A 22,659-nucleotide genomic window follows, 5' to 3' on the forward strand; every position below is an offset into this window, starting at 1 on the left:
TAAAGCAGGGCACATTCATGGGAACAACGCGCAATGAACCAGACTTACCAACACTATTTAGCCCTGAAGGGTGAACAGCCGAAGAAGTATGCCCGCGATCTGGCAGCGCTGATGGGCATCAGCGAAGCACAGCTCTGCGAAGCGCGTATCGGGCACGACGCACAGGCGATAAAAAGTGATTTCCCGGCACTGCTGGCTGCGCTGGAAGCGGTCGGTGAAACCAAAAGCATCACCCGCAATGAATATGCGGTACATGAGCATCTCGGAGAATATAAAAACCTGCATTTAGGCGGTCACGGTGGTTTGGTTCTTAATCCACGCGCGTTGGATTTGCGCCTGTTTCCGTCGCAGTGGCGGAGCGCGTTCGCATTGCGTGAGCAAACTGCGCATGGCGAACGCCAAAGCATTCAGATCTTTGATCGCCACGGCGATGCCGTGTTGAAAGTCTATATGACAGACAACAGCGACAAAGCCGCGTGGCAGGCATTGATCGCGAATTTTGCTCAAGAAAATAGCGCACCGATTAGCGTTCAGCCGTTTACGGCTGCGGAACGCAATCGCAACGTTGATGCAGCCGCTATCGACAACGAATGGCGCGCGATGACTGACGTGCATCAATTCTTTGGCCTGTTGAAGCGTCACAATGTCTCGCGCCAGCAGGCATTCCGCGCTGCGGGTGACGATCTCGCCTGGCAAGTCAGCAATGATGCGCTGGCGAAAGTGCTGAATCTGACGTTGCAGGATGCCAATGAAATCATGATTTTTGTCGGCAATCGCGGCTGTACTCAGATCTTTACCGGCGTTGTAGAAAAACTGATGCCAATGGAAAACTGGATCAACATCTTCAATCCGCAATTTACGCTGCACCTGATGGAAAACCACATTAGCGAAAGCTGGGTAACACGCAAACCCAGCGGCGATGGTTTTGTCACAAGTCTGGAACTGTTCGCCGCCGACGGCACGCAAATTGCGCAGCTGTATGGTCAGCGCAGCGAAGGCACGCCGGAGCAGGCGCGCTGGCGTGAGCAGGTCAACTCGCTGCGTGCGGCGGGAGACGCCGCATGAAATCGCTGTTATTGATGGTGCTGGTGGCGCTTCCTCGTTTGCGTCGGAGCGGGTGGTGTCGATTGGCGGTGACATCACACAAATCGTTTATGCGCTGGATGCTCAGCAAAATCTGATCGCCCGCGACAGCACCAGCCAGCAACCGGCGCAGGCGAATAGATTGCCGAACATCGGCTATATGCGCCAGCTCAACGCCGAGGGCATTCTGGCGCTGAAACCGACGTTGGTGTTAAGCAGTGAGCTGGCTAAGCCTTCGCTGGTGTTGCAGCAAGTAGAGCAAGCGGGTGTGAAAGTGGTGGAGATAACCGGCGAAAACAGCGTGCAAGCTATTCCGAAAAAGATTGCTGCCATTGGCAAAGCGTTGAATCGTGAAGCCCAGGCACAAACCCTGAAAGCACAGGTTGAGAAGCAGCTGGCGCAACTTCCGCAACAGACATTACCGGTCAAAGTGTTGTTTATCATGGCGAACAGCGGCATGAAATCACTGGCGGCGGGTAATCAAACTGCTGCAGATAGTGCCATTCGCAGTGCGGGCTTGGTGAACGCCATGGCTTCAGTACCGCATTACCAGGCGCTGTCACAGGAAGGTGTGGTCGCTGCCGCGCCCGATTTAGTGGTGATTGGGGATGACGGCCTGAAAGCGTTCGGCAATGAAGAGAAACTGTGGCAGCTGCCGGGGCTGGCACTAACGCCCGCCGGGCAGCACCACAATTTGCTGGTGATCGATACCATGGCGCTGCTGGGTTTTGGTCTGGATACGCCGCAGGCTATTGTCAAATTGCGCCGTGCGGCAGAAGCCATCCGGCATGATTAATCTGCGCTGGCTGCTCTTGATGCTGATCAGCATGTTGGTGGCGATGGTGATTGCGGCGAATCTCGGTGCCATGTCGCTGTCGCTGCGTGCGCTGTGGCAAGCGCCACTCAACGATATCAGCTGGCAAATCTGGCTGAACATTCGTTTGCCGCGCGTGTTGCTGGCGGTGCTGTTGGGTATGGCGCTGGCGGTATCGGGTGCAGTGATGCAAGGGCTGTTTCGCAATCCGTTGGCCGATCCCGGATTGCTTGGCATCAGCAGCGGCGCGGGTTTAGCGGTGGCGCTAGCCATCGTCATCCCGCTGGCGCTGCCAGCAATGTTAGCGATGTGGCTCCCGACAGTCGCTGCGTTTCTTGGCAGCCTGTTGGTGACGCTGCTGATCTTCAGCTTTAGTCGTCTGGCGCGCGGCAATTTGTCGCGGTTGCTGCTGGTCGGCATTGCCATTAATGCCCTGTGTGGTGCAGCGGTCGGCGTGCTTTCATGGCTGAGCAACGATCAGCAACTGCGTCAGCTTTCGCTATGGGGCATGGGAAGTTTAAGTCAGGCGCAGTGGCCTTCGTTGTTGGTTTGTGCGCTGTTGATTGTGCCAGCGCTGCTGCTGCTGCAGACGCGTGCGCGTCGCCTCAACTTGCTGCAACTGGGTGAAGAAGATGCGCATTACATGGGTATTGATGTCAAACGCACCCAGCGCCAACTGCTGGTGCTCAGCGCGTTACTGGTTGGCACCGCCGTATCGGTCAGCGGGATTATCGGTTTTGTTGGCTTAGTGGTGCCACATGTGATGCGTTTTTGCCTTGGCAACGATCACCGCTGGATGTTGCCGGGCTCGGCGCTGGCAGGCGGTATTCTGTTGCTGCTGGCGGATACGCTGGCGCGCACGGTGGTGATCCCCGCTGAAATGCCGGTGGGATTACTGACCAGCCTGATTGGTGGCCCCTGGTTTCTCTGGTTGATCCTGCGCCAGCAGCGAGGAATGGAATGATGAAGCAGCTTCAGGCTAGTGGACTGCATTTTGCGCGCGGCTCACGGATGTTGATCGATAATCTGGATGTCACGCTTAACGCCGGTGAAATGGTGGCGCTGATCGGCCCCAATGGCGCGGGGAAATCAACGTTGTTACGCCTGTTAACCGGTTTCCTGCCCCGGATCGTGGGGAATGCCGCCTTGACGATCGCCCGTTAGATCAGTGGCCGCGTGAGCAGCTGGCACGACGACGCGCGGTAATGCGTCAGCAAAACACCATGACCTTTTCGCAATCGGCGGCGTCAGTGGTGGCAATGGGTCGCGCGCCCTGGCCATCAACGCAGTCGGCTGCGATTGTTGCAGAGGTGATGATGTTGACCGGGTGTGATGCGCTGGCGCAGCGCGATTATCGTCAGCTTTCCGGCGGGGAGCAGCAGCGCGTGCAGTTGGCGCGCGTGCTGGCGCAGCTGTGGCAGGATGGCGCGCCGCGAGGCTGGCTTTTTCTCGATGAGCCGACTTCGGCCTTGGATCTGTTCTGGCAGCAGCAGACGCTGCGCTTGCTGCATAAACTCACGCGCAAAGGTGACTTTAGCGTCTGCACCGTGCTGCACGATCTCAATCTGGCTTCGCTGTGGGCCGATCGTATTTTGCTGCTGCATCAGGGCAAATTAGTGGCGCAGGGCACACCGCAGCAGGTGATGACGGAAGCAACACTGATGCGCTGGTATCAGGCCGAATTGCAGGTAACGCCACATGCTGAAAGTGGACGACCACATATTCAGCTGCGGGTTTAGGCCGTTTCGCTTATAAAACATTACCTTGTCTTAGCTGCCAACTGTTTTTTTCAGCCATACTTTTCTCTAAACAGTCAATAAACAGGGAGAAAACGATGGCGAATACGCTAAACGAGGCTGCTGAAAAGTTAGGTAAAATTTTATTATCTTCTGGTCTGCATCTTGCCACCGCAGAATCTTGTACTGCCGGTCTCATCAGCATGACGCTGGCGGCGGTTGAGAACAGCGGCAACTTTTATACCAGCGGTTTTGTCACCTATAGCGAGAGTGCAAAAGTGCGTTTGCTGGGTGTGAGCGAAAGGGTGCTTGAACAATACACCGCGGTGAGTGAACACACCGTACGCGAGATGGCGCAGGGGGCCTGCGATCGGTCCAAAGAGCCCGTTAGTTTGGCCATCAGCGGCTATGCAGGACCTGACGGGGGCGAAGATGGCACGCCCGCAGGCACCATTTGGGTCGGTTGGAAACTGGCGAACGGCGACATCTACGCGGAATGTCAGCAATTTGACGGCGAACCAAAAGAGGTGATGGAGCAGGGCGCGCTGTTTGCTATCAACGGTTTAATCAAACGCCTTCAACCTTCCCGCTGAAGCCAGAAAAATGCGCCACATTCAGGCGCATTTTTACGAAACCATTATTGCTGTGAAGGGTTAACAGCAATATGTGGGCAACCGCAAAGCCTCAGCGGCAATCGACAATCAACCGACCGCGCACTTTACCTTCCAGCAGATCGTGCGCGCCTTGCCGCGCTTCACTCAACGGAATGACGTGCGTAAATTTGCTGAGCTGCGTGGTGTCGAGGATTTCGCCAAGGCGTTGCCACGCCTGCTGGCGCAGCGCTTTAGGGCACATTACGCTGTCAACGCCCGCTAAGGTGACGCCGCGCAAGATAAACGGCGCCACGCTGGTGGGCAGATCCAGACCTTGCGCCATGCCGCAAGCGGCGACCACGCCGTCGCGCTGAGTTGCGGCTAGCACATTGCTTAAGGTATGGCTGCCGACGCTATCAATCGCCGCCGCCCAGCGCTCTTTAGCCAGCGGTTTGCCTGGCTCTGCCAGTTCAGCGCGATCGATAACTGACGATGCGCCGAGTGTAGTGATCAAATACTCTTCGTCGCTGGCGCGACCGCTGGACGCGATGACGTTAAAACCGAGTCGAGCCAGCAAGTTGACGCTGAAGCTGCCCACGCCGCCGCTGGCACCTGTCACCAATACCGGGCCATGATCGGGTTTAACGCCCTGTTTCTCCAGCGCCAGCACGCACAGCATTGCGGTAAAACCTGCGGTGCCAATAGCCATGGTTTGCAAAGGGCTTAGCGTGCTCGGCAGCGGCACTAACCAGTCGCCGGATACGCTGGCTTTTTGCGCCAGCCCGCCCCAATATTTTTCTCCAACGCCCCAACCGGTGAGTAACGCAACGTCATCGTGTTGCCAGTCGGGATGGCGGCTTGAGGTTACACGACCAACAAAATCGATGCCGGGTACCATCGGGAATTGACGCACGATAGGGCCTTTATTGCAGATAGCTAAGGCGTCTTTGTAGTTCAGAGTGGAGTAGCTAACGTCGAGTGTGACGTCTTGATCGGGCAGTTGTGATTCGGGGAGATCTTTCAGCAGTGAACGGTAACCTTGTTCGTCATTTTCAATGACCAGTGCCTTAAACATGCAGCCTCCGGCAGGTTTGGAAAGAGATCAACGAGTTTACGCTTCCATGGCGGATTTCGGTAGGGATTGGTGTCGTTAATCCCAGCGTCGCGCCTTTAACGTGAGGCGTCGTCTGTCCCCCATCCCAACCTTCCCCCGTTTTGACGGGGAAGGAGACGCTGCCACATGCCGCTTCCTCACTAACATATAGCAGCATCTTCCTCCTCCACGTGTGGGTAAGGAGACACCGCCACATGCTACTTCCTCACTAACATATAGCAGCATCTTCCTCCTCCACGTGTGGGGAAGGAGGCACCGCCACAAGCCGCTTCCTTACTAACATATAGCAGCATCTTCCTCCTCCACGTGTGGGGGAAGGAGACGCTGCCACAAGCCGCTTCCTTACTAACATATAGCAGCATCTTCCTCCTCCACGTGTGGGGAAGGAGACGCTGCCACAAGCCGCTTCCTTACTAACATATAGCAGCATCTTCCTCCCCCACGTGTGGGGGAGGACCGAGGTGGGGGACAGCCAGCACCAACTCACCTAATCTCGTACCTTATCAATCGCATCGCGCAGTCGATACCATCCGCTGACCAGCGGAACAAACCATGGCTTACCGTTATAAAGTGGAATAGGCCGGAAGTTGCTGCGTTCAAACGATAAGGGCCGCGGTTCGGTGCCAAGCAGTTTCTGCGCGGCGCGAAAGCCCAGCCAGCTCATCAGCGCCACGCCATTGCCGTTACAACCCACGGCGAAGCGCGCATTGTCCATTTCACCGGCGTAAGCCGTTTTATCACGCGTCATTCCTACAAACCCGCTCCACGCGTGGCTGATACGATAGGGTGCGAGTTCCGGCCAGATCGCCAGCATGCGCTGGCGAATGCGGATCGCCGCCGTTTTCTCATCGCAATCCATCATGCCGGGGCGCGACCCAAACAGCAGGCGCGTGCCGTCCGGGGAAGGGCGCGTATAAATGAGATCGCGGCGACTGTCGGTGATCATCCTGCCGCTGGGAATCAATCTTTCCAGTAACTCTCGCGGCAAAGGCTCAGTAGCAATTTGATAACTCTTCACCGGCACAATGCGTTTCGCCAGATTTGGCGTGGCGTCCTTTTCGGTATAGCCGTTGGTCAGGAAAATCACCGATTCGGCCTGAACGGTGCCGCGTTCGGTATACACCACTTTGCCGCCGCCTTCTGTTTTCACACTTTTTACTCGCGCATGTGAAAACAGCTGCGCGCCGTGCTGACGCGCCAGCGCCCGCAGCGCCCGATTGTACTTACCAGGATGCACGCCGCCATATTCATCCACCAGAATGCCGCCGTGATAAAAGCGTGAGCCGATGATCGCCGCCTGATTTTCCTGATCCACTTTGTGTACCGTTACGCCCGTCACGCGGTGCAGGATATCGCCCATTTCATACAGGCTGGCAAGCTGCTTCTGCGTATGCGCACCGAAGTAGCGTCCGCCGATAAACAGATCGGCATCCAGCTGTTCACTGCGCACTAACGTCTGAATAAACGCGAACGACGCGATGGAGTCGGCAATCATGTGCTGAAACAGGTCGGGTGGAATGCCTTTTATCGCGCCGCCAACCACCAATTTTTGTCCGCTGCTGATCATGCCGCCGGTGCGCGTGCTGCCGCCGCTGCCGAGTTCATTAGCCTCCAGCACCACCACGTTTTTTCCGTGACGCGCCAGCTCAACGGCTGCATTTAAACCGGCGAAGCCGGAGCCAACAATAACGACGTCTGCGCGGGCAGGCAGCGCATCCAAACAGGTTTCCGGTGGCGCAGCGTCCCACCAATAGGGCGTGGTTTTGAAATCTTCAGTAAAAATGGCCTGATCGGACATGATCTCTCTCTTCACTGTTACAACACCTGACCGAGGAACTCGCGGGTGCGTGCATCCTGCGGATCGTCAAAGAGCTGCGCCGGTGGCGCCATCTCCACAATTTTGCCGGCATCGGTAAAGCAAACCCGATGCGAGACTTCGCGGGCGAAACGCATTTCGTGCGTCACCAGCAGGCAGGTCAGCCCTTCATCCACCAGTTCGCGAATAGTATTCAGCACCTCTTTCACGGTTTCTGGATCGAGTGCGGCTGTCACTTCATCGAACAGAATGATTTCCGGCTGCATCGCCAGCGCACGCGCAATCGCGACGCGTTGTTGCTGTCCGCCTGAAAGCTCACCGGGATAGCGGCTCTCTTTACCGCTTAGCCGCACTTTTTCAAGCAGACGAATCGCGCGCTCGCGCACCGCTTCACGCTCATGTTTCAATACTTGCATCGGTGCCATCATCACGTTGTCGAGTACCGTGCGATGCGGAAAAAGGTTGTACTGCTGAAACACCATCGCCACTTGATGACGCAGCGGGCGCATCGCTTTTTCGCTGTTGATCTCATGAACGCGATGTTCACCCACGCGCACAAAGCCTTCATCAATCGGCAACAAACCATTTATGCAGCGCAGAATGGTGGATTTACCCGAGCCGGACGGCCCAATAATGCAGACCGCTTCGCCTTTGGCGACCTCCAGCGAAATGCCTTTCAATACGTCGGTTTTGCCGAAAGATTTATAAATGTTGTCCAGTTCAATCAGGGACGAGACGCGATCGATCATAGGGCATCCCCTTTGGTGTTGTTTTCCAGTCGACGCGCCAGCAGGGCGATCGGGTAGCAATAGCAGAAGAACATCAGCAGCACGGTGACGTAGAAATAAACCAACGTACTTTCGCTTTCGGTTGCCAGCGTGGTGCGCAGCAGCGTAACGACCTCTTGCACGCCAGTGACGGTAGCCAGCGCAGTGGAAATGGCCAGCAGCGCATACAGGTTCATCCAGCCGGGAATGATGCGGCGCAGCGCCTGCGGTAAAATCACGATGCGATAAATCTGCCACTGGCTATAACCAAACGAGCGTGCAGACTCCCATTGTCCGCTGTGCACCGAGTTCACCGCACCACGGATCACTTCGGCGAAGTTAGCGGCAGTAGGCAAACTCAAGCCAATAATGGCTTTGAACAGCGGCGAAAAAGTGAAGTGAATACTCAGCAATTCCACGCGATAAGGCAGCAGATAAAGCATTGAAAACAGCAGCACCAACCACGGCGCGTTACGCAGAAAGTTCATCACCGCACGCGCGGGCAGGCTTAACCAGCGCCGTTTCGCCATCATCGCCAGCCCAAGAAACAGACCGAGCACGGTGGCGAACGCCATGCTGACGATGCTGATAAAGATGTTAAGCACGAAGCCGCCGCTCAGCGGCCAGCCCTGCATCGATCCGGTCAGCAGCAGCGGCAGTTTCTGCCAAACCTGATGCCATTCGCCGCCGGGATCGTTGAAGATGCTAAACAGTAAACCCAGCAGCGTCAGGATGAAAAAGGCCTGCTTGGTCTGGGTTTTGCGTTTTTGGTAAAGCATGTCCATGTTTAGCCTCCATATCCTGGATAGGCGAGGCGACGTTCAACCCAGCCAATCAGCCACACCAGCGCACTCACCAGCACCACGTAAATCACCAGTACCAACAGCATCACTTCCAGCGTGCGGAAGGTGTCGTTATAAATCTGTCCGGCGGCGTACATCAGTTCCGGTACGGTAATCACCGACGCTTGCGAGGTGGTTTTAAACAGATTGGTTAACACATTGGTCAGCGGCGGCAGGCAGATGCGTGATGCAATGGGAACCTGTACATGACGAAACAGGCCCCAGCGCGAGTAGCCGAGTGAACGCGCCGCTTCCAGCGTGGCTTTAGGAATAGCATCGAATCCTGATCGAAAGGCTTCTATGCACAACGCGCCACCAAACAGGCTGAGTGAAAGGGCCGCTGACATAAAGGCGCTGACCAGCGGCACCTGCAAGCCGGTTAGCGGATCCTCCTGCGTAAAACCGATCTGCGTCAGCGTGAAATAAAAGAACAGCATTTGCAGCAGCGGCGGCGTATTGCGGAACAGCTCAACAAACAGCTCAATGGCGGCATCCAGCCACGGCAGCTTTAACGTCAGCGCCAGCGTGCCTGCCAGACCAATGAGGATCGCCAGCAGTGAGCAAAGCGCTGCCAGCTCCAGCGTTTGTATCACCCCTGAAATAGCCACTGCTGATACACCGGATCCAGCAGCCAGGAATAGTCGAGTCCAAACATAGTCAGGCCTTAGTTCGCCGCTGTGCGAGCCGCTTCTGCACGTTTTTCAAGGTACGGCGATTTCGGCATGTCGAACGCTTTTTCCCATTCGATGAGCTTGTTTTCGCCTTCGGCTTTCACGATCGCTTTGTTCACTGCGGCCAGGAAAGCGGTGTCATTTTTGCGCACGCCACCCGCCATTGGGGTGAATTCATAGGGCTTTACGGCAATTTTGTAATCAGTCCAGCCCGCCTCATGGGTTTTGTTTTGCAGCGTCATGTCGTCAAACACCATCGCAATGCAACGGTTGTCCTGCAATGCACGATAGGCTTCTGGCAGTGCGGTAAAGTTCACCAGTTGCAGACCATACTTCTGGGTCACGGTTTTATTGAAGTAAGAGCCTTGAATGCCGCAGATTTTCTGGCCTTTCAGCTGTTCCCACTGGGTAAATTTCGCAGTTTTACGCGCCAGGATAGAAGGGCCCGCGGCGGAGACGTACTCTTCACTGAAGTCGATCTCTTTGGCACGCTCAGGCGTCACGCCCAGCGTGGCCATGATCATGTCGATCTGACCCGCGTTTAAAAACTGGATGCGGTTGGACGCATTGACCGGCACCAATTTGATTTTGTCTGGTGAACCCAGCAATTCGTTGGCGATATAGCGCGCCAGGCTGATTTCAAAGCCCACGGTTTTGCCGTCGTTATCCATGTAGCCGTAAGGTGGATAATCATTTTTCACGCCGACGGTAAGCACACCACGACTTTTGATATCAGAAAGCGTGTCGGCATAGGTAATGGCGGGAGCAGCCAGCAGCAATAGTGACGTGGCCAGAAAACGCATACGATGTTTTGTCATTTTCTTATCCTTCGGTAGTGATGGTTTGCAGGTTTTATGATGTTTTTTATAGGGATACGCGTTGTTTTTGCACTGCGTTACTGTCGTCTTAAAGACAATTTAGGGTTCGCAGATGGGCAAAAAGTGCGACTCACTTGTCAATCGAATATGAAATCTGATAGATATTTAGTCAACAAAAAACCATATATTGAAATCTTATAATTAAAAGTTTCACATTATGGAACTTATTGGGGCGAACAGGATGAGCGATAGCGCGGGAAAAAATGGCGTGCAGTTACTTGATCGGGCAGTCACGCTGCTCGATTTTGTCGCAGATGCGGGCAGTGAAGGCTTAACGCTGAAATCGTTATGCGAATTATCGGGACTGAATAAAGTGACTTGCCATCGCATTTTGAATTCGCTGGTAGAGCATCAGTTGCTGCACAAAATTCAGGGCGACAAGTGTTATCGGCTGGGCACCAAATTACTCATTTTCGGGGCGAAGGCTGCGCGTGGCCCGGGATTGCGCCGTCAGTTTCAGCCAGCGCTGGAGCGATTGCGCCAGCAGACCGGCGAAACGGCCATGTTAATGGCACGCGATCGTGATGATTCGGTCTGTATTGATCGCTACGACAGTGAATATCAAATGCAAACGCTGACCGGCTCGGTGGGCGGTTCGGTGCCGCTGGGATTAGGGCCGGGAAGCCTGGCGATTTTATCGTTTCTCGACACTGAACAGCAGCAGGAGATGTTGCAGCGAAATCAGGCGCGGCTCGAGAGCTGGCCAATGCTGACACCGCCACGTTTAGCGCGGTGGATTGCGGAGACAGCAGAGCAGGGTTACGCGTTGGATACAGGCGAACTGATTCCGGGTATAGCCGGTATCGCAGTGCCAATCCGCGTGGCAGGGGCGGGCGTGGTCGGTTCGCTCGGCCTGACTTTTTTGTCCCCACGGCTTAATGATGACGTTTGTCAGCGCTATGTAGCGCTGCTTAAACAGGAAGTGGCAGAAATTGAGCCGCTGCTAAGTCCACTCGATACGCGATTACGTGCGTCGATGTAGGCGAGGATTTTGCATGATCTTCCTCAGAGGATTGTGCTGGCTTTTCCCCATCCCGGCCTTTTCCCATGAAGCGGGGGAAGGCGATGCTGCCACATGCGCTTTCAGAGCGAGCCTGGGGCAGCGTCTTCCTCATAACAAACATCAAGGAGCTAAAACATGTCTATTTCTGGCAAGAAAGTCGCACTCATCAGCGGTGCCAGCCGCGGTATTGGGGCAGCGATTGCCGCTAACTTACTGGCCAACGGCTGGGCGGTGAGTTTGGGGTGCCGCTCGCCAAACGATGTACCGGTTACCGATGCAGAAAGCCAGCTGATCTGCGCTTTTGACGCCTTTGATCCCGACAGCGAAAAAGCCTGGATCAGCGCGACTATCGAGAAATTTGGCCGCATTGATGCCGTGGTTCACAACGCCGGTATGATGCTGCCCGTTTCAATCCTTGAAGCCAGTGATGATGAGTTTGATCGTACTTTTGACGTTAACGTTAAATCGCCAATGCGCTTGAGTCGCCTGGTCTGGCCGCATCTGCAAGCCAGCGGCGCCGGACGCATCGTGATGTTGGTGTCGCTGTCGGGCAAACGCGTTAAAGCAGAGCGTTCCAGCCTCTACTCAATGAGTAAATTTGCCGCCTTAGCGCTGGCCCACGGATTACGCAAAATTGGCGATGTCGATAGCATCCGCTGCACGGCGATTTGTCCTGGTTTTGTCGCCACCGATATGGGAACAGCACTCACTGAAATCTCAGCCGAAAAAATGACGCAGCCGGAAGATATCGCGCATCTGGTGCGTACCGTGCTTGAGCTGCCGAGCACCACCAGCATCGCCGAAATTCCCGTTAACTGGACGGTAGAAGATAGCTACTAACTGACGAGGTCAATCATGGGTCCAGGCGTTGATGCGGTGGCTTCATCAGATAACTTTCCAACGGAAACCGATGTCGTCATCGTTGGAGGTGGGATCATTGGCGCTGCTACGGCGCTGTCGCTGGTTCAGCGCGGCATTCGCGTGGTGCTGCTGGAAAAAGGCACCGTAGCGGCTGAACAATCAAGTCGTAACTGGGGGTGGTGTCGTCGCACAGGCCGTGATCTGCGTGAATTGCCGCTGATCAATCTCAGCATGCAGTTATGGGAAAACATGAACGCCACGCTGGGGCGTGAAACCGGTTTTCGCCGTAACGGCATCGTTTATGGGACGCGTACCGAAGCGCAATATGCGCGCCATCAACGCTGGATTGCCGAAGCTAAACAGCACGATATTCACAGTGAATTACTCTCATCGTCACAATTACATGAGCATCTGCCGCAGTTACAAGGCGAGTTCATTGGCGGATTGTTTACCGCGCTGGATGGTCGCGCAGAACCGCAAAAAGCGGCACCGGCGATGGTGTTGAAAGCAATGGAGCATGGCCTGAATCTGCAACAACATTGTGCAGTACGCACCATCGAACGCACCAATGGACGCGTCAATGCGGTGATCACCGAACATGGCGTGATACGCTGTCAGCAAGTGGTCACGGCGGGTGGTGCCTGGACGCGATTGCTGCTGCAAGGGCTGGATGTCACGCTTCCGCAGCTGAAGGTTTTATCTACCGTGTTGCGCACCCGGCCAGTGGATTTCGATCCAGGCGTTTGCGCCAGTTTTGGTAGCGTAGCGTTACGCAAACGGCTGGACGGGGGTTAACCGTTGCCAGTTCTGCCACCAATACCGCTGATATCACGACCGATTCGCTGCGTTTCAGCCCACTGTTTATGCCGGCGTACTGGGTTGAGCGCCAGGCGCTGAAGCTGCGTTTAGGCAAACGCTTTGTCGATGAATTAGTTAACTGGCGGCCTGGCGTGGAAGATAAGCGATCGGTGTATGAGGCGGTTCGCGTGCTGGAGCCACAAATCGATCCAGCTATTGTTCAGCGGATGCGGGAGGCTCTCGGCAACGTGTTGCCGCCGCTGGCCAATTTGCCGGTAGCACAAAGTTGGGGCGGTTTGATCGATACTCTGCCTGATGCGATCCCCGTGATCTCTGCGGTAGAGGAAGTGAAAGGACTTTACGTCGCTACTGGATTTTCTGGTCACGGCTTTGGTATTGCGCCAGGCGCTGGGCAGCTCATGGCTGATCTCGTATTAGGCAGCACGCCCTCGGTAGATCCTCATCCTTTCCGCTTATCACGCTTTAGTGACGGTGAACGGATTCGGGCGCAACACTGGTTGTAGCACGTAACTGCACCTTATGCGCAGCTGCATAAATTTGCATAAGGTGCAGATATTTAAGCGTTTTACTCTCTGGTTATTTTGATAAATTATTATTTATCAAGGGCTTGTGTTTTTATCATTTTGACTGATTAATTATCGCTGGCGGGTTGTCGCTGTTTAAAAAAGTGACATCATGACCGCCAATTTTTGACACCCATTTTCATCTTTACAGAGGACGCCGCCATGGCCGGTACAATGCGCATTTGCACTGGTTCCCGTTCGCTACTGCGAAAGCGCGCGCTGTTTCCCTCGATCATTTCAGTGACACACTCCTCGCTCACCATGCGGTGAGGCCAGCCTGACGTACGCTGTTGGACATGCGTAAGGGCAGAGCTCATCTGACTTTACTGATGTCTATCGGTTTAATCCGTCTGACGTTATTCGCCGGGGAATCATCCCCATTGCTGTGCCTCTGGCACCCACTCATCCTTGACGCTAGGGATTTGTGCTATGACACCACTAAAAATTGCTGCCAGCGCCGCTGTGGCGCCTAACTTGACTCTCAACACCGCGCGCGACGTGGTGACGCTGGACAACACTGATTTTACCGACGTGGCGGCTGTTGTCGTCTCTTTGGCTGATACGCGCAGTGGCGTACTGGCACTGTTACGCCACACCGGTTTCAATTTGCCGGTCTTCGTGACCAATGCCTTTGAAGAAGAAGTGCTGCATTTGCCTGGCGTCACTGGCGAATTAAACGGCGAGCCCGAAGAGTGGGCTGCGCTGGAAGCCGCTGCGCAGGCCTATGAATCTGAGCTGCTGCCGCCATTTTTTGAAACCCTGACCAAATATGTCGACATGCAAAACAGTACTTTTGCCTGTCCGGGACATCAGGGCGGGGCGTTCTTTAAAAAGCATCCGGCAGGACGGCAGTTCTATGATTTCTATGGCGAAAACGTATTTCGTTCAGACATGTGCAACGCCGACGTAAAACTGGGCGACCTGCTGATCCATGAAGGCTCAGCGAAAGACGCGCAGAAGTATGCGGCCAAAGTCTTTAACGCTGATAAAACCTATTTCGTACTGAACGGCACGTCAAGTGCCAACAAAGTGGTGACCAACGCGCTGCTGACGCGGGGTGATTTGGTGCTGTTTGATCGTAATAATCACAAATCCAATCATCATGGTGCGCTGATTCAGGCGGGTGCTACGCCGGTTTATCTGGAGGCAGCCCGCAATCCGTTTGGCTTTATCGGCGGCATTGATGCGCACTGTTTTGATGAGGATTATCTGCGTCAGCAAATCCAGAAGGTTGCCCCGCAGCGTGCTAACGATGCACGTCCGTTTAGACTCGCCATTATTCAGCTCGGCACTTACGACGGTACGGTTTATAACGCGCGTCAAGTGGTGGATCGCATCGGCCATCTCTGCGACTACATCCTGTTTGATTCAGCGTGGCTAGGCTACGAACAGTTTATTCCGCTAATGGAAGGGTGTTCACCGCTGACGCTGGAACTGAATGAAAACGATCCCGGCATTTTTGTCACGCAGTCAGTGCATAAGCAGCTGGCGGGCTTTTCGCAGACCTCGCAGATTCACAAAAAAGATAACCATATTCGCGGGCAAAAGCGTTTTTGTCCGCACAAACGTCTGAACAACGCGTTCATGCTGCACGCCTCGACCAGCCCGTTTTATCCGCTGTTCGCCGCACTGGATATCAACGCCAGAATGCATCAGGGCGATGCAGGTCGTCGCATGTGGGATGAGTGCGTGATGATCGGTATTGAGGCGCGTAAAGCGATCTTTGAGCGCTGTGAAATGATCCTGCCGTTCGTACCGGAAACCGTAAAAGGTCAAGCCTGGCAAGATGCGCCTACAGAAGAGATTGCTCGCGATCTGCACTATTTTAGCTTCGAACCTGGCGCGAAATGGCACGGTTTTGCCGGCTACGATCGCGATCAGTATCGTGTTGATCCCTGCAAATTACTGCTGACTACGCCCGGTATTGATGCAGCGAGCGGCGAATATGCAGCGTTCGGCATACCCGCAACCATTCTGGCTAACTACCTGCGCGAGAATGGTATCGTGCCAGAAAAGTGCGATCTTAACTCAATTCTGTTCCTGCTGACGCCTGCGGAAAGCCCAGAGAAAATGGCGCATTTGGTAACGATGCTGGCACAATTCGAGCAGCATGTGAAAGAGGATGCGCCACTGGCTGAAGTGCTGCCAACTATCTATCGCAAGAATGCTAAACGTTATGCTGGATACACGCTACGTCGCTTATGTCAGGAGATGCATGATCTCTATGTCAGTCATGACGTGAAAGGTTTGCAGCGCATGATGTTCCGTGAGGAGGGCTTGCCAGCGGTGAAAGTGAATCCGCAGGATGCGCATCAGGCGTACATTCGCGGTGACGTTGAACTGGTGCCGATTGCCAAAGCCGAAGGGCGAATTGCCGCTGAAGGTGCGTTGCCGTATCCGCCGGGCGTGCTGTGCGTTGTGCCGGGTGAAGTATGGGGCGGAGCGGTACAGCGTTATTTCCTGGCTCTGGAAGAGGGCGTGAATTTGTTGCCAGGTTTCTCACCTGAATTGCAGGGTGTTTACACTGAAGAAGACAGGACTGGAAACAAATACTTAGTCGCAAATATGATGGTGGCTGGCTGCTAGGACGAGCCTGGGCTGCGGCGGGTTGTGGCCCGCCAGCCTTTTGTTATTACCGTAACCGGGTGAGCACGTTTCGTTCGCCAGGCAATGAGGCAGTGTCATTTTTCCCACGGCCTGACGGACGAAACGTCTGTTTTCTCTCGGGCTTGAGCCCGAGACTGATTAAAACTGCCGGTAGCTGCGTTGCGCAGTGCTCACTTTGGTCAGATAACGACGCGATTCAGAGCTGGGGTGCTGCTTGGTCAGCGTCTGATAAACCTCGTTCGGCGACATACCATTGATGATATTGAACGCACGATCCTTATCACTGGAGAAGACCCGTAATACGCTGCCTGCACCGCCGTTATAGGCGGTAATAACCGCATAGCGACGTGACAACGGATCCTGAATTCCGCCTAAATAACTCTTCTGCAGAATCGAGAGATAAGCCGTTCCCGCATCAATGTTGTTCTCGGGATCAAGCAAATAGCTGCGGCTCGGTTTGCCCCATTTGCCCTTCATGCGGAACACATCAACGCCGGCGGTATGCTGCACAACCTGCATCAAGCCCAGCGCATCAGAGTGGCTAACCGCATAGGGGTTAAAACTCGATTCAGTTTGCATGATCGCTAAAATCAGTGAGGCATCCACGCCATACTCTTCAGCAGATTTGCGCACCATCGGCAAATATTTATGCGCACGTTTGTCGAGGTGGTTCGGCACCATCGGAATGGTGATCGAGTAAATCACATGCAGGCCCGAAGTGCGGCGCTTCAGCTTATTTTGGATCAAATAGTCAGCAAAGTTTTCAGCGCGACCTTGCCAGCGAATGGCCTGTCCCGTGTTATCCAGTACCTGACCATACAGCAGCGGCTCTTTGCTGATCACGATATCGTTGGCATCTGAATAGAGGTCAACGTTGCCAGGGTCTTCACCAATCAACAGCGTGGTAACGATCGCCTGGCGCAAACTGGCCATGGGATCGGTGCCCGCGATGGTTTCAATCGTGATGCTACCGCTTTCAAAGTTGATATGACTGCGGGTGTAATAGTTGTCGCTGTACTTGACGTAATCTTTCGGTCCGGCGATCAGAACCTCATTAATACCCCAAATGTTCTCGATGTTATGGGCGAACTGCCCCATCAAAATGTCAAACCCGTTGGTGTCTTTAACCCATTCTTCGTGAGACTGCTGTTTTTTCCGGAGCAGGAAGCCAAAAGTGGTGCAATCACCAGCAGGGCTATCAATCTTTTATTCATTGGAAATATATGCCTGACCTGGATAACGGCCTCAACGAGGAGGCCAAAAATGTTTACGCTTCTGGCGGCGTGTAGCCTTCAATGTGCACGTCTTTGCCTTCAAACAGGAAATTAACCATCTCCTTTTCCAGCACTTTGCGGTCTTCTGGATTCATCATGCTGAGCTTTTTCTCGTTGATTAGCATGGTCTGCTTGGCCATCCATTTCTGCCAGGCTTCTTTAGAAATCTCGTTGTAAATGCGTTTGCCCAGTTCGCCAGGGTAGAGCTGAAAGTCTTGGCCTTCAGCGTCGCGTTGTAAAAAGGTACAAAAAATAGTGCGGCTCATTATTCTTCCTCATTGATCTCACAACTGTGCAAAGCCAGTTGCTGGGGATGGCGCAACTCGTGCAAAAGTCGCTCGACAGGTGCGGCTAATCCCACTGCCGGTGGCTGCGCTAAGTTATACCAGAGACCGTCCGCTTCATCCATCGCCGACCCGACAGAAGGCCATGCCAGCCACATTGGCACGATGTCCAAATGGAAGTGGCTGAAGGTATGGCGAAAAGCGGTCAGCTGCTGCGGTTTTGCGTGAATACCCCGCGCGATTAACCAGTCAATCAGCGCCTCTTCGGTGGTGAACTGCGGGAAGCAAAACAGGCCACCCCATAATCCCACTGGCGGACGCTGCTCCAGCCAGACGTCATCGCCATGCTGGATCATCAGGAACCAGCCGCTGCGCTCTGGCAGGATTTGTTTCGGCTTTTTACCTGGGTAGCTCGACCAACTGCTGTTGGCATAAGCTATACAACCATTGTTAAGCGGACAGATTTCGCATTTCGGTTTTGATCGGGTGCAAACGATGGCGCCGAGATCCATCATCGCCTGATTGAACTCACTGACGCCTTCAGCAGGCGTAACGGTTTCGCTGATCTGCCATAAACGCTTTTCGACCTCTTTTTTACCCGGCCATCCCGCTACCGCGTAGCACCGTGCCAGCACGCGCTTCACGTTGCCATCAAGGATGGGGAAATGTTGTCCAAGCGACAACGACAACACCGCGCCTGCCGTTGAACGGCCTACGCCAGGCAGCGCCGCGACATCATCAAAATTGCGTGGAAATACGCCTTTGTGCACATCAACAATCTGTTTCGCCGCTTTGTGCAGATTGCGCGCACGCGCGTAGTAGCCTAAACCGGTCCACAGATGCAGCACTTCATCTAACGGCGCAGCGGCTAAATCGCTGACCGTAGGAAAACGTGCCATAAAGCGTTCGAAATAGGGAATAACAGTAGCAACCTGGGTTTGCTGTAACATCACTTCGGACAGCCACACTTTATAAGGTGTTTTCTCTAGCTGCCACGGCAGGGTTTTGCGGCCAAAGCGCTGATACCAATCCAGCACCTGTTGCGCGAACTGCGGCGCTTGCATCATAAGAAGGAAATTTTCCGTGGTTACTCTACACTCAGGCAGGAATTCCAGCACATGCGCATCTGAGTGTAAACCGGAAGATGGCAAAGGCTTGCTTCTGCTTATGAACTTTGCATAATGCCCGTTTCCCAGAACAGGCTAACCAGCAGGCTTCGACATGATTAATGACGTCATCACCCCAGAATTTGATGAGAATGGGCGCCCATTGCGCCGCATTCGCAGTTTTGTACGCCGCCAGGGCCGCTTGACCAAAGGCCAGCAGATGGCGCTCGATAATTACTGGCCGGAGATGGGCGTAGAATACCAGCCGGAGCCCATCGATCTGCTGCAACTCTTTGGTCGTGAAGCACCGATTACCCTGGAAATTGGTTTTGGCATGGGCGCTTCTCTGGTGACTATGGCGCAAAACACCCCACATCAGAATTTCCTGGGTATAGAAGTTCATGCGCCGGGCGTAGGCGCATGTCTGGGTGCAGCAAAAGAGGCGGGCGTAGAGAATCTGCGCGTGATGTGCCATGACGCGGTGGAAGTGCTGGAGAAGATGATCCCAGATAATTCGCTGCGTATGGTGCAACTTTTTTCCCCGATCCCTGGCACAAAGCGCGCCACAACAAGCGTCGCATTGTACAAGTGCCGTTTGCCGAGCTGGTTATGCGTAAGCTGAAGCTGGGCGGCGTGTTCCACATGGCGACTGACTGGGAAGCCTACGCGGTTCATATGCTGGAAATCATGAACAGCATCGACGGTTATAAGAATCAGTCCGAAAGTCAGGATTACGTGCCGCGTCCTGAGACGCGTCCACTGACTAAATTTGAGCAACGCGGGCAGCGTTTAGGCCATGGCGTATGGGATTTAATGTTTGAGAGGGTGAAATAATGGCCACACAACGCAGCCGCCGTTTACGTAAAAAAATGCATATCGATGAATTTCAGGAACTCGGTTTTTCTGTTGCCTGGCGCTTTGCCGAAGGCACGTCTGAAACTGAAATCGATGAAACGCTGAATCAGTTTATTAATGAAGCGATTGATCCAAATGGCCTGGCGTTTGACGGCAGTGGTTATCTGGCGTGGGAAGGGCTGGTTTGCCTGCAGAAAGACGGTAAATGCACCGATGAGCACCGTGAACTGGTGCGCAAATGGTTACAGGATCGCAACCTGCACGATGTGCAAGTGACTGAACTCTTCGATATCTGGTGGGACTAAGTTCTATATCTGCCTGGCTTACTGGCGACTTGAGCATGGTGCAGGGCTCGTATTCTCACGTACTTATGTACGCGCCGAATGCGCTGCGCTGGTCGGCATCCAATTCGCTGCGACGCACGGCAGACCTGTCGTTATGGTTTCAGTAAGATCGGGAGAGTTTATGGTTCGTAAAACGGTTCTTGCTGCGCTGCTGCTGGCGGCAACACAGGCTCAGGCTGCCTATGAGTGCAGCGTGAAACCTCAAGATGATGTCGTCATTAAGCCGCAGAGCGTGCAGGTGGTGGGAACTAACGGCAATCTGGAAATCACGCCGCAGGGTGACATAACATTCAATGGTCAGCCAGTGACAGTGGATAATGCCAGCCGCCAGAAAGCAATTGATTACCAGAATGGTTTACGCCGTGATCTGCCTTGGATCGATAGTGGCGCAACGTCACGCCTTGAAAAGAGCCGCGTGGCGCTGGATCGCGTCATTGTTGAGAAACTGGGTGCGAACAGCAACGTGCGTAATCGCCTGACTACGCTCAATAGTCAGCTGAAGCAGCAGATGAACCGCATTATTGAACATCGTGCCGATGGTTTAACCTTCCATCATCAGGCGATTGATCAAGTACGTGCAGACGGCGAACAACTGGTGCAAACCACGTTAGGCGGCGTGATGCAGGACAGCCTGAACGAGATGGGCAGTAAGCAGGCCGTCAACGGCAGCAATCCGTTGCAGGCGATTATGGGTAATCTTGGCGGGCTTCAGCAGTCAATTCAGGCTGAGTGGAGCAATCAGGAGCAGGATTTCAAGAACTTCGGTCATGAAGTGTGTAATCGCGTTATTACGCTAGAGGATCAGCGTAAGGGCTTGGTTAGCGGTCTGAAAAAATAAATAAAAGCCTCAGCCTGAAAGTTCGGACTGAGGCTTCATTATTTCTTTTCGCCGCTATTCTTCGGCTAAAAACAGTTCTAATAGCGAATTCAGAAACAATTTTCCTTTCTCACTGATCTGCCAGTGCTCTTCAGTCTCAATCACATAGCCTGCCGCAATGGCTGCGTCTATCTGTGGACGAATGACCTCTTCCGCTAAGCCGGTATAAAGCGAAAATTCATGGCGTGGTGCCGCTTCCAGCAAACGGAAACGATTCATGAAAAATTCGAACGGCTTTTCGGCATCGGCAACCTCGTACTGCTTATCCAGATAAGTGCCTTTCATGAAACCGCGTGGATGCTTGGTTTTCACCGTGCGCACAATGCGGCCATCGGGTTGGGTTAACTTGCCGTGTGCACCGCACCCGATACCGAGGTAATCACCAAAACGCCAATAATTGAGATTGTGTTCACAGCGATAACCCGGTTTGGCGTAAGCCGAGGTTTCATATTGCTGATAACCGGCTGCGGTCAGGAGTTGATCTCCCTGCTCGAAGATATCCCACAGCGCATCGTCATCGGGCAGTACCGGCGGACGCGAACTAAACAGTGTGTTTGGCTCGATGGTCAACTGATACCACGACAAATGCGGCGGATTCAGCGCAATTGCCTGACGCAGATCGTCGAGCGCTTCCTCAAGCGTTTGGTCAGGCAAGCCGTGCATTAAATCAAGATTGAAGCTGCGCAGTCCCAGTCCTTCAGCGAGATGAGCGGCGCGCTTCGCCTCTTCTGGGCCGTGAATGCGTCCCAGACGTTGAAGCTTCTGCGGGCTAAAGCTCTGCACCCCGATGGAAATGCGGTTGATACCGGCGCGCTGGTAAGCACTGAAACGATCGGCTTCTACCGTGCCAGGATTCGCTTCCATGGTGATTTCAGCGCCAGCCGCCAGCGTCAGACGCTCACGTACGCCATCCATCAGCATCTGCATCGCGTTGCTGCTTAACAAGCTTGGCGTGCCGCCACCGATAAAAATGGTACGGACTTCTCGTCCATTTATCAGCGGCAGATCGTTATCCAGATCGTTGAGTAAATGCTGCACATACTCAACGTGCGGCATCTCATCTTTCAACGCATGGGAATTGAAATCACAGTAGGGACATTTCTGTACGCACCATGGAATGTGGATATAGAGACTGAGTGGCGGCAAATTAGGCATTACGCATCGCTTCCAGCAACAGCGTCAATGCTTTACCCCGATGAGAAACCGCGCCTTTTTCCGCTTTGCTCAGCTCAGCGGCGGTTTTACCTAAAGCCGGAACGGCGAAAATGGGATCGTAGCCGAAGCCACCGACACCCGCTGAAGCACGCGTGATTTCACCTTCCCAACTGCCGTGAAACACCAGCGGTGTAGGATCTTCAGCATGGCGCAGATAAACCAGCACGCAATGGAATTGCGCCTGACGCTGATCGTCGGGAACATTTTCCATCGCTGCGAGCAGCTTCTCAAGGTTCTGCTGATCGCTGGCCTCTTCGCCAGCGTAGCGGGCCGAATAGATGCCCGGCGCGCCGCCAAGCGCATCTACCGCCAAACCCGAGTCATCGGCAATGGCGGGTAAACCAGTAATTTGCGCCGCATGACGCGCTTTGAGAATGGCGTTTTCGATAAAGGTCAGACCGGTTTCTTCAGCGGATTCCACGCCAAGCTCGGTTTGCGCCACGATATCCAGGCCAAAGGCGGACAGCAGGTCCGCCAGTTCACGTACTTTGCCGGGATTACCGGTAGCGAGCACAACTTTTTGCATAACAGTTCCAG

The 22,659-nt window shown here is 54.1% G+C and carries 20 protein-coding genes and 4 pseudogenes; 13 read left to right on the forward strand and 11 right to left on the reverse strand.

Translation table 11 applies throughout. The annotated features are described in order from the left end of the window. The first annotated feature begins 33 nt into the window (after positions 1-33). The 5 genes and pseudogenes from KQP84_RS06400 (at position 34) to KQP84_RS06420 (ending at position 4,226) form a co-directional block, all read left to right on the forward strand. The gene (locus KQP84_RS06400) at positions 34-1,065 is read left to right on the forward strand and encodes a hemin-degrading factor (RefSeq protein ID WP_215845638.1); all 1,032 of its coding nucleotides are present in this window, start codon (positions 34-36) and stop codon (positions 1,063-1,065) included. After that, a pseudogene (locus KQP84_RS06405) lies at positions 1,062-1,879 on the forward strand (heme/hemin ABC transporter substrate-binding protein). The gene KQP84_RS06400 and the pseudogene KQP84_RS06405 overlap by 4 nt, the downstream one beginning before the upstream one ends. Further along, positions 1,872-2,861 (forward strand): FecCD family ABC transporter permease, encoded by a 990-nt coding sequence (locus tag KQP84_RS06410; protein ID WP_215845640.1) that lies wholly within the window; start codon positions 1,872-1,874, stop codon positions 2,859-2,861. Before KQP84_RS06405 ends, KQP84_RS06410 begins: the two are co-directional and overlap by 8 nt. Then, positions 2,858-3,636, forward strand: a pseudogene (locus KQP84_RS06415) (heme ABC transporter ATP-binding protein). Before KQP84_RS06410 ends, KQP84_RS06415 begins: the two are co-directional and overlap by 4 nt. 95 nt (positions 3,637-3,731) lie before the next feature. Continuing rightward, complete coding sequence (locus tag KQP84_RS06420) at positions 3,732-4,226, forward strand: CinA family protein (RefSeq protein WP_215845641.1); 495 nt, start codon at positions 3,732-3,734, stop codon at positions 4,224-4,226. A gap of 91 nt (positions 4,227-4,317) precedes the next feature. On the opposite strand, the gene acuI is transcribed toward KQP84_RS06420, so the two are convergent. The 6 genes from acuI to KQP84_RS06450 form a co-directional block, all read right to left on the reverse strand. Further along, on the reverse strand, positions 4,318-5,301 hold the full coding sequence (gene acuI / locus KQP84_RS06425) for an acrylyl-CoA reductase (NADPH) (protein ID WP_215845642.1): 984 nt from the start codon (positions 5,299-5,301) through the stop codon (positions 4,318-4,320). A gap of 526 nt (positions 5,302-5,827) precedes the next feature. Continuing rightward, a complete protein-coding gene (locus KQP84_RS06430; RefSeq protein WP_309140140.1) occupies positions 5,828-7,153 on the reverse strand; it encodes an NAD(P)/FAD-dependent oxidoreductase in 1,326 nt (441 codons plus the stop codon). Between the two features lie 2 nt (positions 7,154-7,155). Further along, entirely contained in the window at positions 7,156-7,905 is a 750-nt protein-coding gene (locus KQP84_RS06435) for an amino acid ABC transporter ATP-binding protein (protein ID WP_252515230.1), read from the reverse strand. Continuing rightward, complete coding sequence (locus tag KQP84_RS06440) at positions 7,902-8,708, reverse strand: amino acid ABC transporter permease (RefSeq protein ID WP_215845643.1); 807 nt, start codon at positions 8,706-8,708, stop codon at positions 7,902-7,904. The genes KQP84_RS06435 and KQP84_RS06440 overlap by 4 nt, the downstream gene beginning before the upstream one ends. 2 nt (positions 8,709-8,710) lie before the next feature. Continuing rightward, positions 8,711-9,373: an amino acid ABC transporter permease gene (locus KQP84_RS06445; RefSeq protein WP_309140141.1), complete on the reverse strand. Its 663-nt coding sequence runs from the start codon at positions 9,371-9,373 to the stop codon at positions 8,711-8,713. A 56-nt stretch (positions 9,374-9,429) separates the two neighbouring features. Further along, positions 9,430-10,254: a transporter substrate-binding domain-containing protein gene (locus tag KQP84_RS06450; RefSeq protein ID WP_215845644.1), complete on the reverse strand. Its 825-nt coding sequence runs from the start codon at positions 10,252-10,254 to the stop codon at positions 9,430-9,432. A gap of 241 nt (positions 10,255-10,495) precedes the next feature. Here KQP84_RS06450 and KQP84_RS06455 point away from each other — a divergent pair, with 241 nt between their 5' ends. The 5 genes from KQP84_RS06455 to KQP84_RS06470 all read left to right on the forward strand — a co-directional run bounded on the left by KQP84_RS06455 (position 10,496) and on the right by KQP84_RS06470 (position 16,146). Then, on the forward strand, positions 10,496-11,296 hold the full coding sequence (locus KQP84_RS06455; RefSeq protein ID WP_215845645.1) for an IclR family transcriptional regulator: 801 nt from the start codon (positions 10,496-10,498) through the stop codon (positions 11,294-11,296). Positions 11,297-11,452: 156 nt separating this feature from the next. Further along, positions 11,453-12,157 (forward strand): SDR family NAD(P)-dependent oxidoreductase, encoded by a 705-nt coding sequence (locus KQP84_RS06460; RefSeq protein ID WP_215845646.1) that lies wholly within the window; start codon positions 11,453-11,455, stop codon positions 12,155-12,157. A gap of 15 nt (positions 12,158-12,172) precedes the next feature. Then, positions 12,173-12,973: an NAD(P)/FAD-dependent oxidoreductase gene (locus tag KQP84_RS25265; RefSeq protein ID WP_252515231.1), complete on the forward strand. Its 801-nt coding sequence runs from the start codon at positions 12,173-12,175 to the stop codon at positions 12,971-12,973. 68 nt (positions 12,974-13,041) lie between these two features. Next, positions 13,042-13,500 (forward strand): NAD(P)/FAD-dependent oxidoreductase, encoded by a 459-nt coding sequence (locus KQP84_RS25270; RefSeq protein ID WP_252515232.1) that lies wholly within the window; start codon positions 13,042-13,044, stop codon positions 13,498-13,500. A 489-nt stretch (positions 13,501-13,989) separates the two neighbouring features. Next, positions 13,990-16,146, forward strand: coding sequence for an ornithine decarboxylase (locus KQP84_RS06470; RefSeq protein ID WP_215845647.1), 2,157 nt, complete (start codon positions 13,990-13,992; stop codon positions 16,144-16,146). A gap of 159 nt (positions 16,147-16,305) precedes the next feature. Here KQP84_RS06470 and mltC read toward each other — a convergent pair. The 3 genes and pseudogenes from mltC to mutY all read right to left on the reverse strand — a co-directional run bounded on the left by mltC (position 16,306) and on the right by mutY (position 18,792). Then, a pseudogene (mltC, locus tag KQP84_RS06475) lies at positions 16,306-17,381 on the reverse strand (membrane-bound lytic murein transglycosylase MltC). 53 nt (positions 17,382-17,434) lie between these two features. Further along, complete coding sequence (locus tag KQP84_RS06480; RefSeq protein ID WP_215845648.1) at positions 17,435-17,707, reverse strand: oxidative damage protection protein; 273 nt, start codon at positions 17,705-17,707, stop codon at positions 17,435-17,437. Continuing rightward, positions 17,707-18,792 (reverse strand): A/G-specific adenine glycosylase, encoded by a 1,086-nt coding sequence (gene mutY / locus KQP84_RS06485; protein ID WP_215845649.1) that lies wholly within the window; start codon positions 18,790-18,792, stop codon positions 17,707-17,709. The genes KQP84_RS06480 and mutY overlap by 1 nt, the downstream gene beginning before the upstream one ends. Positions 18,793-18,946: 154 nt before the next feature. Here mutY and trmB point away from each other — a divergent pair. From trmB to KQP84_RS06500, 3 genes and pseudogenes are all read left to right on the forward strand, one after another. Further along, positions 18,947-19,665, forward strand: a pseudogene (trmB, locus tag KQP84_RS06490) (tRNA (guanosine(46)-N7)-methyltransferase TrmB). Beyond that, on the forward strand, positions 19,665-19,991 hold the full coding sequence (locus KQP84_RS06495; RefSeq protein WP_215845650.1) for a YggL family protein: 327 nt from the start codon (positions 19,665-19,667) through the stop codon (positions 19,989-19,991). The pseudogene trmB and the gene KQP84_RS06495 overlap by 1 nt, the downstream one beginning before the upstream one ends. A gap of 160 nt (positions 19,992-20,151) precedes the next feature. Next, positions 20,152-20,868 carry a YggN family protein gene (locus tag KQP84_RS06500; protein ID WP_215845651.1) on the forward strand — a complete coding sequence of 239 codons (717 nt, stop codon included), beginning with the start codon at positions 20,152-20,154 and terminating at the stop codon, positions 20,866-20,868. Between the two features lie 54 nt (positions 20,869-20,922). On the opposite strand, the gene hemW is transcribed toward KQP84_RS06500, so the two are convergent. After that, positions 20,923-22,062 (reverse strand): radical SAM family heme chaperone HemW, encoded by a 1,140-nt coding sequence (gene hemW, locus KQP84_RS06505; RefSeq protein ID WP_215845652.1) that lies wholly within the window; start codon positions 22,060-22,062, stop codon positions 20,923-20,925. Next, on the reverse strand, positions 22,055-22,648 hold the full coding sequence (locus tag KQP84_RS06510; RefSeq protein ID WP_215845653.1) for an XTP/dITP diphosphatase: 594 nt from the start codon (positions 22,646-22,648) through the stop codon (positions 22,055-22,057). Before KQP84_RS06510 ends, hemW begins: the two co-directional genes overlap by 8 nt. Between the last annotated feature and the right edge of the window lie 11 nt (positions 22,649-22,659).

The organism is Candidatus Pantoea bituminis (genome assembly GCF_018842675.1).
In the GTDB taxonomy this organism is placed as follows: domain Bacteria; phylum Pseudomonadota; class Gammaproteobacteria; order Enterobacterales; family Enterobacteriaceae; genus Pantoea; species Pantoea phytostimulans.

Coding starts and splice junctions, on each gene's coding strand:
- KQP84_RS06435 (WP_252515230.1), bottom strand. CDS start 7,905: ATGATCGATCGCGTCTCGTCCCTGATTGAACTGGACAACATTTATAAA.
- acuI (WP_215845642.1), bottom strand. CDS start 5,301: ATGTTTAAGGCACTGGTCATTGAAAATGACGAACAAGGTTACCGTTCA.
- KQP84_RS06440 (WP_215845643.1), bottom strand. CDS start 8,708: ATGGACATGCTTTACCAAAAACGCAAAACCCAGACCAAGCAGGCCTTT.
- KQP84_RS06420 (WP_215845641.1), top strand. CDS start 3,732: ATGGCGAATACGCTAAACGAGGCTGCTGAAAAGTTAGGTAAAATTTTA.
- KQP84_RS06470 (WP_215845647.1), top strand. CDS start 13,990: ATGACACCACTAAAAATTGCTGCCAGCGCCGCTGTGGCGCCTAACTTG.
- KQP84_RS06460 (WP_215845646.1), top strand. CDS start 11,453: ATGTCTATTTCTGGCAAGAAAGTCGCACTCATCAGCGGTGCCAGCCGC.
- KQP84_RS06500 (WP_215845651.1), top strand. CDS start 20,152: ATGGTTCGTAAAACGGTTCTTGCTGCGCTGCTGCTGGCGGCAACACAG.
- KQP84_RS06480 (WP_215845648.1), bottom strand. CDS start 17,707: ATGAGCCGCACTATTTTTTGTACCTTTTTACAACGCGACGCTGAAGGC.
- KQP84_RS06410 (WP_215845640.1), top strand. CDS start 1,872: ATGATTAATCTGCGCTGGCTGCTCTTGATGCTGATCAGCATGTTGGTG.
- KQP84_RS06495 (WP_215845650.1), top strand. CDS start 19,665: ATGGCCACACAACGCAGCCGCCGTTTACGTAAAAAAATGCATATCGAT.
- KQP84_RS06400 (WP_215845638.1), top strand. CDS start 34: ATGAACCAGACTTACCAACACTATTTAGCCCTGAAGGGTGAACAGCCG.
- hemW (WP_215845652.1), bottom strand. CDS start 22,062: ATGCCTAATTTGCCGCCACTCAGTCTCTATATCCACATTCCATGGTGC.
- KQP84_RS06510 (WP_215845653.1), bottom strand. CDS start 22,648: ATGCAAAAAGTTGTGCTCGCTACCGGTAATCCCGGCAAAGTACGTGAA.
- KQP84_RS06455 (WP_215845645.1), top strand. CDS start 10,496: ATGAGCGATAGCGCGGGAAAAAATGGCGTGCAGTTACTTGATCGGGCA.
- mutY (WP_215845649.1), bottom strand. CDS start 18,792: ATGATGCAAGCGCCGCAGTTCGCGCAACAGGTGCTGGATTGGTATCAG.
- KQP84_RS25270 (WP_252515232.1), top strand. CDS start 13,042: ATGCCGGCGTACTGGGTTGAGCGCCAGGCGCTGAAGCTGCGTTTAGGC.
- KQP84_RS06450 (WP_215845644.1), bottom strand. CDS start 10,254: ATGACAAAACATCGTATGCGTTTTCTGGCCACGTCACTATTGCTGCTG.
- KQP84_RS25265 (WP_252515231.1), top strand. CDS start 12,173: ATGGGTCCAGGCGTTGATGCGGTGGCTTCATCAGATAACTTTCCAACG.